This is a genomic window from Ruegeria sp. BA12 (genome assembly GCF_056539625.1).
This window is the reverse complement of sequence record NZ_JBQFVF010000006.1, coordinates 183,872-198,823: the sequence shown is the minus strand read 5'-3', so window position 1 is coordinate 198,823 and position 14,952 is coordinate 183,872. Positions and strand designations below refer to the sequence as shown.

The window sequence follows — 14,952 nt, the reverse complement described above, 5'->3', positions numbered from 1 at the left end:
ATGTTCAGAACTGAAGCGGCTTGTCAATCAACCGGTTGCACCAGATCGCCCAGCCGGACCCCTCCGGACCTGATGACCTCGGCGCACCATCCCCCGTGCCCACGCACGGCGGAATAGCCGCCCTTGCCCAGCGCCTCCTCCATCCGGCTGCACGGCGCGCAGATGACAGTGAATCGCAGAATAGCCTCCCCCACCTGCACCTCCCGCCCCTTGAGCGCCGCCAGATTGATCCCCGAAACCACCAAGTTGCGCCGTAGGATGTCGGCGGCAATCGGCCCTTGCCCCAAGTAGGAACCAATCGCCGCCAGATGTTCTTGCTGGATCAGAGTCACAGCCCTTTTGCCAGCGCGACCCCGGTCGCCCTCTAGGCCGTCTGCTGAAATCATAATATTATCAACCGCGCGCATTTCTTTGCAGCGCTCAGGTCGCAATCCAATCCAATCGACACAACCCGGCTTGGCCCAGCCAGCTATCAATTCCGCCAAATTCGACATTTTAGCTCCCACTCAGCGAATAGATCTAACTAAATTCGACGCCATTAGAAATTCACAAAACCACCAGCTTGCCCCGCCCGCCCCGCTTAGATATCTAGCGTTTCAACCCAATTTCCCCGACCCAGAGGACGCGACATGGCCGCCTATCAATATGTCTACCACATGCAGGGTGTCTCAAAGACCTATCCCGGTGGCAAGAAGTGCTTTGAAAACATCCACCTGAGCTTTCTGCCTGGCGTGAAAATCGGTGTTGTCGGCGTCAACGGTGCGGGTAAATCGACGCTGATGAAGATCATGGCCGGCCTCGACACCGATTTCTCGGGTGAGGCATGGGCGGCTGAGGGCGCCAAGGTCGGTTATCTGCCGCAGGAACCCCAGCTGGATGAATCGCTTTCAGTCCGCGAAAATGTCATGCTGGGCGTGGCCGCGAAAAAGGCCAAGGTCGACCGCTTCAACGAGATCGCCATGGAGATCGCTGAGAACTATTCGGACGAGTTGATGGAGGAAATGACCACTCTGCAGGACGCGATCGATGCGGAAAACCTCTGGGACCTCGACAGCCAGATCGACGTCTCGATGGAGGCGCTGCGCTGCCCGCCGGACGACGCCAACATCGCCAACCTTTCCGGTGGTGAGAAACGCCGCGTGGCGCTCTGCAAACTGCTGCTGGAAGCGCCCGACATGCTGCTGCTCGACGAACCGACCAACCACCTGGACGCCGAAACTATCGCCTGGCTGCAACAGCACCTGATCGACTACAAGGGCACCATCCTGATCGTCACCCACGACCGCTATTTCTTGGATGATATTACGGGATGGATCCTCGAGCTCGACCGCGGCCGCGGCATTCCGTACGAGGGCAACTATTCCGCATGGCTGGAACAAAAAGCCAAGCGGTTGGAGCAAGAAGCGCGCGAAGACAAGTCCAAGCAGAAGACGCTGCAGCGCGAGCTGGAATGGATGCGCCAGGGTCAGAAGGCCCGTCAGGCCAAATCCAAGGCGCGGATCAACGCCTATAACGAGCTGGCCGAACAGTCCGAACGCGAAAAGCTTACCCGCGCCCAGATCGTCATACCCAACGGCCAGCGCCTTGGTGGCAAGGTTATCGAGGTCGAAAGCCTGTCGAAACACATGGGCGACAAGCAACTGATCGAAGGTCTGGACTTTGCGCTGCCCCCCGGCGGCATTGTCGGCGTCATCGGCCCCAACGGCGCCGGTAAATCGACCCTGTTCAAGATGCTCACCGGTCAGGAACAGCCCGACAGCGGCACCATCACGCTAGGCGACACGGTTGAGCTGTCTTATGTCGACCAGTCCCGCGACGACCTGAAAGACAACGACACCGTGTGGGAGGCGATCACCGGCGGTGCCGAGATCATCCAGTTGGGCGACGCGCAGGTCAATTCCCGCGCCTATTGCTCGTCCTTCAACTTCAAGGGCGGCGACCAGCAGAAGAAAGTCTCGCTGCTGTCCGGGGGTGAGCGAAACCGCGTCCACATGGCCCGTCTGTTGAAAGAGGGTGGCAACGTCCTGCTGCTCGACGAACCGACCAACGATCTGGATGTCGAAACCCTGCGCGCGCTGGAAGACGCCCTGGTCGATTTCGCCGGCTGCGCGGTGGTCATCAGCCACGACCGTTTCTTCCTGGACCGTATCTGTACGCATATACTGGCCTTCGAAGGTGATGCCCATGTGGAATGGTTCGAGGGCAACTTCGAAGATTACGAAGAGGACAAGAAGCGTCGTTTGGGACCAGATGCGCTGGAGCCCAAGCGGTTGAAGCACAAAAAGTTTGCGCGATGAACGGTTTCATCGAAGCACGTATAGACAAATGGATGCGCAGCGTACGCAAAAGGCTGGCCCCCCGGCGTTTGAAGCGCATCCCGCAAAACGCGCCGGAAAATTGCGTCATCGTCGCCAGCAATGGCCGGTCAGGTAGCACAATGACCTTTCTGGCCCTTGCGGATTCGCTAAGAGACGTTGATAGGGAAGCTGCGAAAAAATCGAACTTCATCGCCCGGCTGGACGACGCTACATTTCACGCGCCGTGCGTGTACAAGACACACGATTACCCTCAGCCCCTCTCTTCATGGCCCGAGAACACTCGGGTCGTTTTTTGTTTTGGGTCTGCTAAGGATTCCGCGTTTTCCGTCTATTCCGCGCTGGACAGATACGGTGCAGATTGGATCGACCTGCATTTTCATCACCTGCATGCCACCGGTACCTATGACGAACTGTTTCAGCGCGATGTGCTGCAGCAGGCGCGGCAGATCAAGGAATGGGTGACATATGAAGACGTGCCTGTTCTGTGCGTTCACTATGACGCGCTTTGGGAATATCAGGAAACCATCTCGCGCTTTACTGGATTGGACTTCAGGCCCCCTGAACGGCGCGAGCGTGTGCCAAAGGACATTCCGGCAGAACTCAAAGCTGCAGCCGATCTTGTTTACGATCCGATCGACGACGTGATCGAACACCTGCCACGGTGTTTTGTTGCGTCCAAACAATACCGAATGACTGTCGAAGAACTACCGATTTCCAACTGAAGACCGCAGATCAAAGCACCCTGACTGGATGTTCGACGATGCATCACCCAGGTCAGACCAGCTTGGCAATTGGAAAAAAGTGGGTCAGGTTGCAACTGTTGGTCACATCGCAGCCGCAGCAGACGAGTAACAAAAGGACAATATTTGTGAGAGTGCTTTTCTCAAAGGGGCTTGTTTTCATATCCAAGCCACGCTGTGGTTCCACATCAATCCGCAGACATCTGGGCCCTTTTCTTTCAAAGGATGACGGTGATTTTGCTGTCGATGTGGCCAAAACGGTCGAGCATTTTCACCCGCATGATACGGCGCCCTATGTCAAAGCAAAGCTGGCAGAGTTGTACCCGGATCACCCAAAGCTGACCTATTTCATGACCATCCGTAATCCGGTTGATATGCTCTGGTCATATTATCGGTTTTTTCGACCTGATGCTGATTGTCTCTACAACTATCAATCCGATTGGAATGAAAACTCGACAATCGACTTTGAAGAATGGATTCAATTCGGCAAAGTTGGCATGAACCCTGCCTGGCAGGAACTTGCGCCCAAATGGATTTCGACCCAGAATCTTTCCCCGCTCAGCCTAGAAGCACATGCCATCGACCGCGCAGGTGTCAACCACGTCAAAAACGTGTTTCAGCTTGAAAACACTGAGAAACTGAACAGGTGGCTAACCAGCAAGCTGGAAAATCGTAGATTCCCAGCTTTGTCCGAGGCTTGGCGGTCTCGCAGACTTAAGCCACTTTCCAGCGCCAAGAACAAACAAAAGGCGCTTCCACACGTTAATCAATCGGATGGGGTTGGAAAGGCCGCAAGTGATCAACGACCCGTTGTTCTGTCAGACCAAAGTCTGAAGGCGATCCGAACAATGTTTCCTGAGGAAAGCAAGATTTACAAGATTTGACTCGCCCTTAACCGAACGGCCAATTGCCTACTGAAGGATATCGCCTTCAGCACTCTCTTGCCCTGCGCTTGTGCAAATGCCATATCTGACGGGCACACGTTTTTCTATTTCGACCTACTGTCTCCTTCTACGGCGCTCAGTCTATCGATACAGACAACGACGCCGGGCTGCCGCAACACCGTGGGCAGCACTAAACAGGAGACAACGGATATGCCCGCAGGCACCGTAAAATGGTTCAACACCACCAAAGGCTATGGCTTTATCGCACCCGAAGATGGCGGCAAAGACATCTTCGTACACATCTCAGCTGTCGAGCGTTCGGGTCTGACCGGCCTGGCCGACAATCAGAAAGTCACGTACGAGCTGCGCTCGGGTCGTGACGGCCGCGAAAGCGCCGACGACATTCAGTTGGCGTAAGTCAATGAAAGGGCAGAGCATTTCTCTGCCCTTTTCCTTACTGGACGACCACTTTTGCGTTTGACCATCATCCGCAAGTGTGTCCCGGCGAATACATCACAAACAGGTTACTTCTCTCCGGCGATTGACCAGATCGGCTATCATTCCGACATTAGGGTCAAGAATTTTGTGTTTTGTTGAAGAGAGCTGCCATGTTCACGCGCCGTACTTTCCTGACAGCAACTGCTGCCACCAGCCTTTTGCCCGGTGTTGCAATCGCAAAGCAAAAAGCTGTCGAATACGATCCCACGCCGCAATACGTACGGATCAAGAAAGAGTTTTTGCCGGGTCAGTTGCTTGTCGTTCCCCGGTCCTTCTACCTCTACTACGTTACCGAACCGCGCAAGGCGGTCCGCTATGGGTGCGGGGTGGGTAAAGCGGGGTTGGAATTCACCGGCACCGCCACGATCGACGTCAAGAAGGAGTGGCCGACCTGGCGCCCGACTGATGAGATGATCGAACGCGAACCCGTCACCTATGCCAAGTTCAAGGACAATGACTATGTCCAACCTGGTGGAGGCGACAATCCATTGGGGGCGCGGGCGCTGTATTTGTTCCAGAACGGTGTCGATACCTATTTCCGCATTCACGGCACCACGCAGCCGCAAACCATTGGGCGGGCAGCATCCAACGGCTGTATTCGCATGCTGAATTCACATGTGGTCGATCTGTATGAACGTGTGCCCATCGGCACCGTGGTCACTGTCGTCTGATCACTGCCGCGTGGCGTTCACAAGCTCCAACACGTAAGGACCTAGGTTCTCAACGATCAAGGTCACACCTGCGGCGTTCGGATGAATGCCATCTGATTGCATGTAGTTGCGGGCGGCGCCCGGATCGCCCCCGGCTGTCAGCCCAGCAAAGAAACTGGGCACATAACCCGTTTCATACGCAGTCGCCAAGTCGGGATAGATCGCGTCAAACGCTTCTTTGTAATCCGCCCCATAATTCCCCGGCGCTTGCATGCCGACCAGCAGGATATCGACCTCCGAGCTGTCTGCCACTTTTACAATTGCCTCAAGATTACTGCGCGACACTGCCGGATCGATCCCCCGCAGCAGATCATTACCGCCCAGCGCCACGATCATACCATCCACGTCCGGCGTCAAAGTCCAGCCCACGCGCGCGGCGCCTCCGGCTGTGGTATCGCCGGATACACCGGCGTTGATCAGGCGTACATCCGCGCCTTGTGCCCTCAACCACCGGTCCAACTGCGGTACAAACCCGTCCTCTTCCGGCAACCCATAGCCTTGTGTCAGGGAATCGCCTAAGGCTGCGATTACGACCTGTTCAGCTGTGGTTGCAAAACCGCAGCAGACAAATATCACCGACAACAAAGCCTTGCGCACCATCGGAACCGCTCCATATCCCATTTGACCGCCTTCATTTGGAAAGACCTATGACGACACCTGTTCTTTCGCTCCAAAATGCCGCTTTGTCGCTGGATGGCAATGCCGGGCGGGTCAATATCCTGCATGACATCTCCCTGACCGTGGCCAAAGGTGAGACACTGGGTCTGGTGGGGCCCTCCGGGTCGGGCAAATCCTCGTTGTTGATGCTGATGGGCGGGCTGGAACTGGCGACGGCGGGCAAGATCACCGCCCTTGGCAACGATCTGACAGAAATGGACGAAGACGCCTTGGCCCGTTTTCGGCGGGACACGATGGGGGTGGTGTTTCAGAACTTCCACCTTATCCCGACCATGACCGCGCTGGAAAACGTGGCCACGCCGCTGGAACTGGCCGGCCACAGGGATGCGTTCGACAGCGCCGAGGCCGAACTGGAAGCGGTCGGCCTGTCCCATCGGCGCGATCATTACCCGGCGCAATTGTCGGGGGGTGAACAACAACGGGTGGCGCTAGCCCGGGCATCGGCCCCGCGACCGCAGATATTGCTGGCGGATGAACCCACGGGAAATCTGGACGATGCAACTGGTGCCGCCATTGTCGATCTTCTGTTTGGTCTGCGTGACAAACACGGCGCAACACTGGTTCTGGTCACGCACAGCCACAGTCTGGCGCGCAAATGCGACAGGGTCGTGCGGTTGCGAGACGGAACGATTGCCGAAGACGTTCAGCAAGAGGCCGCGGAATGAGCCTGCGGCTGGCTGGCCGTCTGGCCCGGCGCGAGCTGCGCGGCGGCCTGCGCGGTTTTCGGGTGTTTCTGGCCTGTCTTGCGCTGGGTGTTGCCGCCATCGCCGCCGTTGGATCGGTGCGTCAGGCCATCCAGACCGGACTTGCCCAGGAAGGCGCTGCGCTTCTGGGTGGCGATGCCCAATTGGAATTCACCTACCGCTTCGCCAATGAGGATGAGCGTGACTGGATGGAACAGACCGCAACGGCTGTGTCTGAAGTGGTCGACTTCCGCTCTATGGCCGTAGTCCAGCAAGGCGAGGAAGCCCAGCGCGCGCTGACCCAGGTGAAATCGGTGGATGCGGCTTATCCGTTGTTGGGCACACCCGTGCTGGACCCTGACCAAACGCTATCCACCGCTCTGGATGGTGATCAAAACCTGCCCGGAGCGGTCATGGATCCGGTGCTGATGGATCGGTTAGGTCTGTCCGTCGGAGACCGCTTTGCCCTTGGTACGCAAGAGTTTGCCCTGACCGCCGCCCTGATTCACGAGCCGGACGGGGCTGCCGACGGGTTCGGATTGGGACCGCGTACTTTGGTACGAACCGAAGATTTACAGGCGTCGGGCCTTTTGGCGCCGGGGACGTTGTTTTCCACCAAATACCGGCTGGCTTTGCCACCCGATACTGACCTTGCGGCCTTGTCCACCACAGCACAGCAAAGTTTCGACAGTACCGGTATGCGCTGGACCGATGCCCGCAATGGCGCTCCGGGGATCGCGGAATTCGTCGCCCGCCTCAGCGCCTTTCTGGTTCTTGTGGGACTGTCGGGTCTGGCGGTTGGCGGTATTGGCGTCTCTGCCGCCGTCCGGGCCTATCTGGGGCAAAAGACCGAAACCATCGCCACGCTGCGCACTTTAGGGGCGGATCGCGCGACGATTTTGCAAACCTACATGATCCAGATCGGTGTATTGTCCGGTATTGGCATCCTTATAGGCATAACTTTGGGTGGGCTACTTCCCCTGCTACTGGCCCCGCTGATCGAAAGCCAATTACCTGTCCCGGCGGTCTTCTCGCTTTATACGCGTCCGCTGGCCGAGGCCGCGCTATACGGGGTTCTGACGGCCTTCCTGTTCACCCTCTGGCCCCTGGCCCGCACCGAAGAAGTGCGGGCCGCGACCCTGTTCCGCGATGCGTTGTCTTCGGCCCACGCCTTCCCGCGCCCGGTATTCATCCTGGCGACTGGCATCGGGCTGGTCCTGCTGGTCGCATCAGCATCCTGGTTCAGCGGTTCGGCACGTCTGACACTCTGGACCAGCGGAGGGCTGGTCGGCGCGCTGCTTGTGCTGTCTCTGTCGGCTTTGGCAATCCGCAAGTTTGCCCGTTTCGGTGCCAAACCAGCACGTGGTCGCCCGGCCCTGCGATGGGCCTTATCGGCCATCTCGGACCCGCGCGAAGGGGCTGCGTCGGTCGTGCTGTCCTTGGGGCTGGGGCTTTCGGTACTAGCCGCCGTTGGCCAGATTGACGGAACCTTGCGCAATGCAATCGCAGGCAATTTGCCGGACGTGGCGCCATCCTATTTCTTCGTCGACATTCAAAAAGACCAGATGCCCGGTTTTACCGAACGGCTGAACGCTGACCCGGCTGTCACCCGTGTTGAAAGCGCACCGATGCTGCGGGGGATCATCACCCAGATCAACGGCCGCCCTGCCCGTGAGGTAGCTGGCGACCACTGGGTTCTAGACGGTGATCGGGGCGTGACCTATTCCGCCGCTCGGCCACAAAACACCCGCGTCACGGCAGGCGAATGGTGGCCGGATGACTATTCCGGTTCACCGCAGGTCAGTTTCGCGGCAGAAGAGGCCGAGGAAATGGGCCTGTCCCTAGGCGACGAGTTGACCGTAAATATCCTTGGCCGGGACATCACTGCCGAAATCACCTCACTACGCGAGGTCGATTTTTCAACCGCCGGCATCGGCTTTATCATGTCGATGAACCCTTCGGCGCTGGCCGGAGCCCCACACAGCTTTATCGCCACCGTCTATGCCGAAGAACAGGCCGAGGCTGCCATTCTGCGCGACCTGGCCGGGCAATATCCGAACATCACAGCGATCCGGGTGCGGGACGCGATTGATCGTGTCTCAGGCCTGCTGGCCGGGCTGGCGGCGGCGACCTCCTATGGAGCGGGTGTGTCTTTGCTGACCGGTTTCTTGGTCCTGATCGGGGCCGCCGCAGCAGGCGAAACCGCGCGCCGCTGCGAATCTGCGATCCTCAAGACATTGGGCGCAGACCGGCGGCGCATCTTGCTCAGCTTTGCGCTGCGTTCGATCTTGCTGGGCGCGGCCGCCGGATGTGTCGCCCTGCTGACCGGGATATTAGGGGGTTGGGCTGTGGCCACATACATCTTTGACACCGGGTTCACGGTCATCTGGAGTTCAGCCCTGGGTATCGTGCTGGCTGGAATCCTTGTGACACTGGGCGCAGGTCTGGTCTTTGCCCTGCGCCCACTGGCGGTACGCCCGGCCAGCATTCTGCGCGCCGCTGACTAGGATCAGCGCACGCAGGCCACCGGTTGCAGGATTTGCAACAGCTGTTCGTTGTCACAGACCAGCGCATCCAGCGTGATCTCGTCCAGCGAGGCATAGAAAACCTCGGCAGCGTCGCTAAGCGCCACCCGCAACCGACACGCATCGGTCAGTGGACAAGTATTGTCGGCATCGGCAAAACACTCGGCGATCGGTAAAGCGCCCTCGACATGGCGAAAAACCGACCCGACGCGAATTTCGTCAGCTGGGCGCGCCAGAGACATACCGCCATTGCGACCGCGCTGGGTGCTCAGGTAATTTAGCTGGCTCAATTGATTGATCACCTGTGCCAGATGGTTTTCCGAGATATTGCACACATCCGCAATCTCGGCCTTTGTCACCAATCGATCCTGATGCGCCGCACAATACATCAAAAGGCGCACTGCTATGTTTGTCCGTTTGGTAATCCGCATGTTGGCCTCCCAAATTTCAAGGTGGGACCTTATTGCATGTCTGGCAAAAAAGCGGTTTGACATACATCAATCGCTTAGAAGGACATGTAGGCGCATGGCGGACCCTTATTTCTTTGGCTATGGCAGCCTTGTGAACCTTTCGACCCATGATTTCCCCGATCCGCACCCGGCCCGGTTAAAGGGATGGCGGCGCGCCTGGCGCCATACCGATCTGCGCCCGGTGGCCTTTCTGACAGCAGTGCCGGACCCGGATTGTGAGATTGAGGGGATGATAGCTCATGTGCCGAAAAACGACTGGGCGGCGCTGGATGAACGGGAATGGGCTTATGATCGGGTGCCTGCCACGCAGGCGGTGACACACCCCCTGACCCATGACGTTGAAATTGCCGTCTATGCGGTGCCGCATGACCGTCATACCGCACCCAGCAACCACCACCCGCTGCTGCTAAGTTATATTGACGTGGTTGTGCAGGGTTATCTGCGTGCCTTCGGACCCGATGGAGTGGATCGGTTTTTTACAACCACCGATGGTTGGGACGCGCCAATCCTGAATGATCGCGCAGAACCTCGGTATCCGCGCCATCAGCAACTAAAACCGGCAGAGACCGAATTGGTGGATGATCGTTTGCAACAGGTTTCGGCACAAGTGCTGCAGACCGGCCAACAAAAAAAGGCAGGCGGTTTGCCTGCCTCATTCGTGTTCTAGGCTGATTAATACCGGATCAGGTACATTCATCCGCGCGCGCGGATCACCTGCAGCAACGGCAGCAAGGTCGCCATTTCCGGGCCCCGCTCCATGCCGGTCAGCGCCTTGCGCAGCGGCATGAAAAGGCCCTTGCCCTTGCGGCCGGTGGCTTCTTTCACCGCCTTGGTCCATGCGCCCCATGTTTCACCATCGAAAGGCCCTTCGGGTAGCAGCGCAACGGCTTCGGCGATAAACTCACGGTCCTCATCCGCGATCAAGGGTTCAGCCCCGTCGCGGCACAGCTCCCACCAGCCTTTCAGATCGGCCAGGGTGGTGATGTTTTCGCGCGCCATCAACCAGAACGGCTCGGCCAAGTCGGCTGGAACGCCTGCGTCGGCAACGGCGTCGGCCACATCGGCCAGCGGCAGCGATTGCAGGTGCTTCGCCGTCAGCGGGAACAGGTCCTGCACGTCGAACTTTGTTGGTGCAGCCCCGAAACGGGTTACATCGAATCCTTCGATCAGTTCAGCCATGTCCGAACGCAACTCAACCGGATCGGACGAGCCCAGACGCGCCATCAGGCTCAGCAGAGCCATTGGTTGCACACCCTGTTCACGCAAATCGCGCAGGGCTAGCGTGCCCAGGCGCTTGGACAAAGCTTCACCCTGCGGGCCGGTCAGTAGGGAGTGGTGCGCAAAGCGCGGGCAAGTGCCGCCCAGTGCCTCGATGATCTGAATCTGCGTCGCGGTGTTGGTCACGTGGTCCGAGCCGCGCACAACGTCAGTAACGCCCATTTCGGTGTCGTCCACCACCGACGCAATCGTATACAGAACCTGACCATCCCCCCGGATCAGCACCGGGTCAGACACCGAGGCCGCATCGATTGAGATGTCGCCCAGAATACCATCGGTCCATTCGATCCGCTCATGATCCAGCTTGAACCGCCAGACACCATTACCACGCTCGGCCCGCAACGCGTCTTTCTCAGCCTCAGAAAGGTTCAGCGCGGCGCGGTCATAAACTGGCGGCTTGCCCATGTTCAGCTGTTTCTTGCGCTTCAGGTCCAGCTCGGTCGGCGTTTCAAACGCCTCATAAAACCGGCCCATCTCACGCAGTTTGTCCGCAGCTTCGGCATAACGGTCCAGCCGTTCGGACTGGCGCTCGACCCGGTCCCAATGCAGACCCAACCATTCCAGATCCTGCTTGATGGCGTCGACATATTCTTCTTTCGACCGCTCGGGATCGGTGTCGTCGATACGCAGAATAAATGTACCGCCTGCCTTGCGGGCGATCAGATAGTTCATCAAGGCGGTGCGCAGGTTGCCCACATGGATATAACCGGTGGGCGACGGGGCAAAACGGGTGGTGGTCATGGAGTTCTCCTGTTGGCGCGGCTCATGTCACAAAGGCGCGTTTTTGTCCAGCAGGGGTTTCAGGTCGGTTGCACCGGCCAGTGCCGATCCAAGTCTTTCAACCCGGCGCGGATCAGCTCGAAGAGCACATCCAGATCAATATCCGCCAGCTTGTTCACATAAAGGCAGGATTTGCCCAGTTTGTGCTTGCCCAGGCCCGTCAGAATATCCCCGAAATCCGCATAACCGGGCATGATATAGATCGACAGCGCAGATTTACGTGGGGAAAACCCGGTGGCCAGAAAATCACCCTCGCGCCCGGATTTATATCGGTAATGGTATCGCCCGTACCCGATCATCGACGCCCCCCACATAACAGGTGCAAATCCCGTCGCGTTACGGAATACTGCATCCAGTACCCGTGCCTCCTCGGCTTTTCGCGTTGGCTGTACCGCCGAAAGGAAACTCTCAACGCTTTGCCCTGTGGGGACGGTTTTGTTTACAGATCGCGCCATGAACAAAATTTAACACGTAATGTTCAACCACACAGCCCATGTCTTGAGTGTATAGAGTGGCAAGTGACCCTCTCCGCCCTACCTAACATCCTGATATTCTGACAGGGAGATCGAAAATGACCATCAAATTGACTCGCCGCGCGGCCCTAGGAGCCGCAGCAGCATTGCCATTCGCATCCGCCGCCGCCCCGGTTCTGGCCGCCGGGACCGAGACCAAGACCAATTCAACCATCGCCAAATCCTTTAAGTTGGGCGACTTCACCGTCACCACATTGTTGGACGGTAGCCTGCCCCGTGACGGCGCCAAGGATATCTTTGGCGGCGGCGCTTCGGACGAGGATTTCGCCAAGGTCTCAGCCGACAACTTCATCTCGCCCGAGGTGGCGCAGTTCTTTTTTACCCCAACACTGGTCAATACCGGGTCTGAGCTGGTTCTGTTCGACACTGGCCTAGGTCAGGGCGGCATTCAGGCCGCGCTGGCGGATGCGGGCGTGACGCCAGATCAGATCAATACCGTTGTGATCACCCATATGCATCCCGACCATATCGGCGGCATGACCACGAACGACGCGCCGACCTTCCCGAATGCGCGCTATGTCACTGCATCGCCTGAGTATGATTTCTGGGCCGCGCAAGACGCAGGCAACCGCGTCGGCGATCTGGTCGCAGCCAAAGTGACACCGCTGGCCGAAAAGATGACCTTTGTCGAAGACGGGGGCGAGGTTGCATCGGGCATCACCGCAGTCGCAGCCTATGGGCATACTCCGGGTCACACAGTTTACCACTTGGAAAGCAACGGGCAACGTCTGGTGCTGACCGCTGATTTGGCCAATCACTATGTCTGGTCTTTTGCCCACCCGGAATGGGAGGTGCGCTTTGACATGGACAAGGCGGCAGCCACTGCATCCCGGCGCAATGTGCTGGGCATGCTGGCCGCCGACAAGGTGCCTATGATCGGCTATCACATGCCGTTCCCGGCGGCCGGCTTTGTCGAAACGCGCGGTGACGGGTTCCGCTTTGTCCCGGTCAGCTATCAGATGATGGGCTAAGCCCTAGTATCCAGGGTCCGGCCGCACTATTGAGCCATCCGTGAAACGGGACAGGCGAAAAGCGGCCGGATCGACGCAAGGCGTGGTTTCGGCGACCAGGTCAGCCATCAGACGACCTGCTGCGGGGCCAATACCAAACCCGTGACCGGAAAAACCGGTTGCAATATACATTCCCGCCATCTCATCCACCCCCGAGATTACCGGCACCGCATCCGGTGTTACATCGATCATGCCCGCCCAGCTTTGTACAATCTCGGCCTGTTCAAGCGCCGGAAACGCATTGCGTGCTTTGGCCCATGCCTTGCGCAACACTTTTGACGACGGCTCGGGGTCCAGCACACGGCATTTTTCGAACGGCGTCACATCGGTTGGCAGCCAGGTCTGATCCTGCTGCGCCTCAGTGCGCCAGCGGCCCGACAATCGAAAGCGCAAAGACCGCCATTCCTGTTTAAAGGCAGGCAGGAACTGTCGACCCAGACGAAAGCTATCGGGCACGATATCAACCGTATTCTCACGACCGGACGCGATGCTATAGCCGCCATCGGCACGCTTTCGCATTGCGAATTCATCCGCCCAAAGCGCTGTTTCAGGACCCTCGACAGGTGACGTGCGCAGAACCGTGTTCAGTACCTTCAGTTGCGGCAGATCAATCCCGGCATTCCTGGCAAACAGACGTGACCACGCACCACCGGCCAGAACCACATAGTTACATGCCACCCGACCACGCTCGGTGAACACACCAGAAACGCGGCCATCCCTAAGATCGACACTGCGCACTGCGCAATTGGTCATCAGCACCGCCCCACGGTCCCGCGCCGCCTCGGCGATGGCGGGTGCGGCCCATTGCGGCTCGGCCCGACCGTCCTGCGGCATAAAAAGGGCGCAATCAAAATCCGCTGCAGTATCAGGCAGCATCGCGTCCAACTCACCCCCGGCCACCAATCTGGCACCGGTTTGCAACCCGTCGACATGGCGTAGCCAGCGTTCCAGATTTCCGCTGCTGCGTTTGCCCGAGGCGCCAAACAGGATGCCTGCACGGGTATAACCTGTCTTGCGGCCGGTCCGCTGATCCAGCCCTTGCCAAAGGTGCAGCGCCTCGACCATCAACGGGATTTCCCGCGGGTCGCGCATACCCAGACGCACCCATCCCCAGTTGCGCGAGCTTTGCTCGCCCGCGATCTGCCCCTTTTCACACAGCAGCACCGAAGCACCGCGTTCAGACAGTTCCAACGCGGTGGACGCGCCGATTATGCCGCTGCCAATGACAACCACATCCACGGTTTTGGGCAAGTGCAAATCAGGTTCGACGGGGGTTGGCTTGGGGCCGGGCATCAACCGCTCTTATTTCATGGCTCGAACCGCCATGAAGGCCCAGAGCGAGCGCGCAGGCAACGTGCCTTGTGCCGCAGGGGTGATGATTTTCAAAAGTTGTGGCGAACACGCCAATAGGCGCGAGAAAACACGCGCCATTCCGTCCGTATTCACCTAGAAATTAAGCCGCGCCGCGCAACTCTGCCAATTTCTGGCGCAGGGTCGCCCCCAACCCGCTGTCTTTCGTCTCGACCTCTTCATCCATCTCGGCCTGTTGAGGCAGTTCAGGAAAGACGGCCGGCGCTTTTGTGGATTTCACCTCAGGCTCGGGGTCTTCGGGCTCATCCTCGCGAAGAAGATCCGCGATGGCAGAATCCAACTTAGCTTCGTCCAGAACCCGCGCCTCGGACTCCATTGATTTGTACCTCAACGGCGGGTGAAGCGGTTTGTCATATCCCTCATACATAATAACACCAAATCGTTAACTCAGACATCCAATACCAAGTGCGCCACAATTCGATACTTTCGAAATAAGGTCACACCGCCCCAGATGGGGCGTGAATTAAGCTAAAA

Annotated in this window: 16 protein-coding genes; 9 read left to right on the top strand and 7 right to left on the bottom strand. The window is 58.2% G+C overall.

All coding sequences use genetic code 11. The features are described 5' to 3' along the window. Nucleotides 1–23: 23 nt before the first annotated feature. Nucleotides 24–494, bottom strand: a complete 471-nt coding sequence (locus ACR0B0_RS13630) for an MOSC domain-containing protein (protein WP_480648205.1) — start codon at nt 492–494, stop codon at nt 24–26. A 135-nt stretch (nt 495–629) separates the two neighbouring features. Between ACR0B0_RS13630 and ettA the strand changes: the two genes are divergently transcribed. From ettA to ACR0B0_RS13605, 5 genes are all read left to right on the top strand, one after another. Further along, nucleotides 630–2,297 carry an energy-dependent translational throttle protein EttA gene (ettA, locus tag ACR0B0_RS13625; protein ID WP_170412802.1) on the top strand — a complete coding sequence of 556 codons (1,668 nt, stop codon included), beginning with the start codon at nt 630–632 and terminating at the stop codon, nt 2,295–2,297. Then, on the top strand, nt 2,294–3,040 hold the full coding sequence (locus ACR0B0_RS13620; protein WP_170350545.1) for a hypothetical protein: 747 nt from the start codon (nt 2,294–2,296) through the stop codon (nt 3,038–3,040). The genes ettA and ACR0B0_RS13620 overlap by 4 nt, the downstream gene beginning before the upstream one ends. Nucleotides 3,041–3,078: 38 nt before the next feature. After that, entirely contained in the window at nt 3,079–3,942 is an 864-nt protein-coding gene (locus tag ACR0B0_RS13615; RefSeq protein WP_170350546.1) for a sulfotransferase family protein, read from the top strand. A 210-nt stretch (nt 3,943–4,152) separates the two neighbouring features. Continuing rightward, nucleotides 4,153–4,359: a cold-shock protein gene (locus tag ACR0B0_RS13610; protein WP_170350547.1), complete on the top strand. Its 207-nt coding sequence runs from the start codon at nt 4,153–4,155 to the stop codon at nt 4,357–4,359. Between the two features lie 191 nt (nt 4,360–4,550). Beyond that, complete coding sequence (locus ACR0B0_RS13605; RefSeq protein ID WP_170350548.1) at nt 4,551–5,111, top strand: L,D-transpeptidase; 561 nt, start codon at nt 4,551–4,553, stop codon at nt 5,109–5,111. On the opposite strand, the gene ACR0B0_RS13600 is transcribed toward ACR0B0_RS13605, so the two are convergent. Further along, complete coding sequence (locus ACR0B0_RS13600) at nt 5,112–5,771, bottom strand: arylesterase (protein ID WP_480648203.1); 660 nt, start codon at nt 5,769–5,771, stop codon at nt 5,112–5,114. It abuts the gene before it with no gap. Between the two features lie 26 nt (nt 5,772–5,797). Between ACR0B0_RS13600 and ACR0B0_RS13595 the strand changes: the two genes are divergently transcribed. Both ACR0B0_RS13595 and ACR0B0_RS13590 read left to right on the top strand, forming a co-directional pair. Beyond that, a complete protein-coding gene (locus ACR0B0_RS13595) occupies nt 5,798–6,493 on the top strand; it encodes an ABC transporter ATP-binding protein (protein ID WP_480638762.1) in 696 nt (231 codons plus the stop codon). Next, complete coding sequence (locus ACR0B0_RS13590; protein ID WP_480648201.1) at nt 6,490–9,018, top strand: ABC transporter permease; 2,529 nt, start codon at nt 6,490–6,492, stop codon at nt 9,016–9,018. Before ACR0B0_RS13595 ends, ACR0B0_RS13590 begins: the two co-directional genes overlap by 4 nt. A 2-nt stretch (nt 9,019–9,020) precedes the next feature. On the opposite strand, the gene ACR0B0_RS13585 is transcribed toward ACR0B0_RS13590, so the two are convergent. After that, the gene (locus ACR0B0_RS13585; protein WP_170350551.1) at nt 9,021–9,467 is read right to left on the bottom strand and encodes an RrF2 family transcriptional regulator; all 447 of its coding nucleotides are present in this window, start codon (nt 9,465–9,467) and stop codon (nt 9,021–9,023) included. Nucleotides 9,468–9,561: 94 nt separating this feature from the next. Between ACR0B0_RS13585 and ACR0B0_RS13580 the strand changes: the two genes are divergently transcribed. Further along, nucleotides 9,562–10,173: a gamma-glutamylcyclotransferase family protein gene (locus ACR0B0_RS13580; RefSeq protein ID WP_480648198.1), complete on the top strand. Its 612-nt coding sequence runs from the start codon at nt 9,562–9,564 to the stop codon at nt 10,171–10,173. A 26-nt stretch (nt 10,174–10,199) separates the two neighbouring features. Here ACR0B0_RS13580 and gltX read toward each other — a convergent pair whose 3' ends face one another. Next, entirely contained in the window at nt 10,200–11,525 is a 1,326-nt protein-coding gene (gene gltX, locus ACR0B0_RS13575; RefSeq protein WP_480648196.1) for a glutamate--tRNA ligase, read from the bottom strand. A 59-nt stretch (nt 11,526–11,584) separates the two neighbouring features. After that, on the bottom strand, nt 11,585–12,019 hold the full coding sequence (locus ACR0B0_RS13570) for a DUF1801 domain-containing protein (protein WP_480648194.1): 435 nt from the start codon (nt 12,017–12,019) through the stop codon (nt 11,585–11,587). A 116-nt stretch (nt 12,020–12,135) separates the two neighbouring features. On the opposite strand from ACR0B0_RS13570, the gene ACR0B0_RS13565 reads away from it, so the two are divergent. Then, nucleotides 12,136–13,068, top strand: coding sequence for an MBL fold metallo-hydrolase (locus tag ACR0B0_RS13565; RefSeq protein ID WP_480648192.1), 933 nt, complete (start codon nt 12,136–12,138; stop codon nt 13,066–13,068). A 3-nt stretch (nt 13,069–13,071) separates the two neighbouring features. Here ACR0B0_RS13565 and ACR0B0_RS13560 read toward each other — a convergent pair whose 3' ends face one another. Both ACR0B0_RS13560 and ACR0B0_RS13555 read right to left on the bottom strand, forming a co-directional pair. Continuing rightward, the gene (locus ACR0B0_RS13560; RefSeq protein ID WP_480648190.1) at nt 13,072–14,400 is read right to left on the bottom strand and encodes an NAD(P)/FAD-dependent oxidoreductase; all 1,329 of its coding nucleotides are present in this window, start codon (nt 14,398–14,400) and stop codon (nt 13,072–13,074) included. A gap of 160 nt (nt 14,401–14,560) precedes the next feature. Continuing rightward, nucleotides 14,561–14,794, bottom strand: a complete 234-nt coding sequence (locus ACR0B0_RS13555; RefSeq protein ID WP_170350557.1) for a hypothetical protein — start codon at nt 14,792–14,794, stop codon at nt 14,561–14,563. Nucleotides 14,795–14,952 lie beyond the last annotated feature (158 nt).

Bases quoted from the DNA above. Each gene is read 5' to 3' on its own strand.
- ACR0B0_RS13630 (WP_480648205.1), bottom strand. From the start codon at position 494: ATGTCGAATTTGGCGGAATTGATAGCTGGCTGGGCCAAGCCGGGTTGT.
- ettA (WP_170412802.1), top strand. From the start codon at position 630: ATGGCCGCCTATCAATATGTCTACCACATGCAGGGTGTCTCAAAGACC.
- ACR0B0_RS13620 (WP_170350545.1), top strand. From the start codon at position 2,294: ATGAACGGTTTCATCGAAGCACGTATAGACAAATGGATGCGCAGCGTA.
- ACR0B0_RS13615 (WP_170350546.1), top strand. From the start codon at position 3,079: ATGCATCACCCAGGTCAGACCAGCTTGGCAATTGGAAAAAAGTGGGTC.
- ACR0B0_RS13610 (WP_170350547.1), top strand. From the start codon at position 4,153: ATGCCCGCAGGCACCGTAAAATGGTTCAACACCACCAAAGGCTATGGC.
- ACR0B0_RS13605 (WP_170350548.1), top strand. From the start codon at position 4,551: ATGTTCACGCGCCGTACTTTCCTGACAGCAACTGCTGCCACCAGCCTT.
- ACR0B0_RS13600 (WP_480648203.1), bottom strand. From the start codon at position 5,771: ATGGGATATGGAGCGGTTCCGATGGTGCGCAAGGCTTTGTTGTCGGTG.
- ACR0B0_RS13595 (WP_480638762.1), top strand. From the start codon at position 5,798: ATGACGACACCTGTTCTTTCGCTCCAAAATGCCGCTTTGTCGCTGGAT.
- ACR0B0_RS13590 (WP_480648201.1), top strand. From the start codon at position 6,490: ATGAGCCTGCGGCTGGCTGGCCGTCTGGCCCGGCGCGAGCTGCGCGGC.
- ACR0B0_RS13585 (WP_170350551.1), bottom strand. From the start codon at position 9,467: ATGCGGATTACCAAACGGACAAACATAGCAGTGCGCCTTTTGATGTAT.
- ACR0B0_RS13580 (WP_480648198.1), top strand. From the start codon at position 9,562: ATGGCGGACCCTTATTTCTTTGGCTATGGCAGCCTTGTGAACCTTTCG.
- gltX (WP_480648196.1), bottom strand. From the start codon at position 11,525: ATGACCACCACCCGTTTTGCCCCGTCGCCCACCGGTTATATCCATGTG.
- ACR0B0_RS13570 (WP_480648194.1), bottom strand. From the start codon at position 12,019: ATGGCGCGATCTGTAAACAAAACCGTCCCCACAGGGCAAAGCGTTGAG.
- ACR0B0_RS13565 (WP_480648192.1), top strand. From the start codon at position 12,136: ATGACCATCAAATTGACTCGCCGCGCGGCCCTAGGAGCCGCAGCAGCA.
- ACR0B0_RS13560 (WP_480648190.1), bottom strand. From the start codon at position 14,400: ATGCCCGGCCCCAAGCCAACCCCCGTCGAACCTGATTTGCACTTGCCC.
- ACR0B0_RS13555 (WP_170350557.1), bottom strand. From the start codon at position 14,794: ATGGAGTCCGAGGCGCGGGTTCTGGACGAAGCTAAGTTGGATTCTGCC.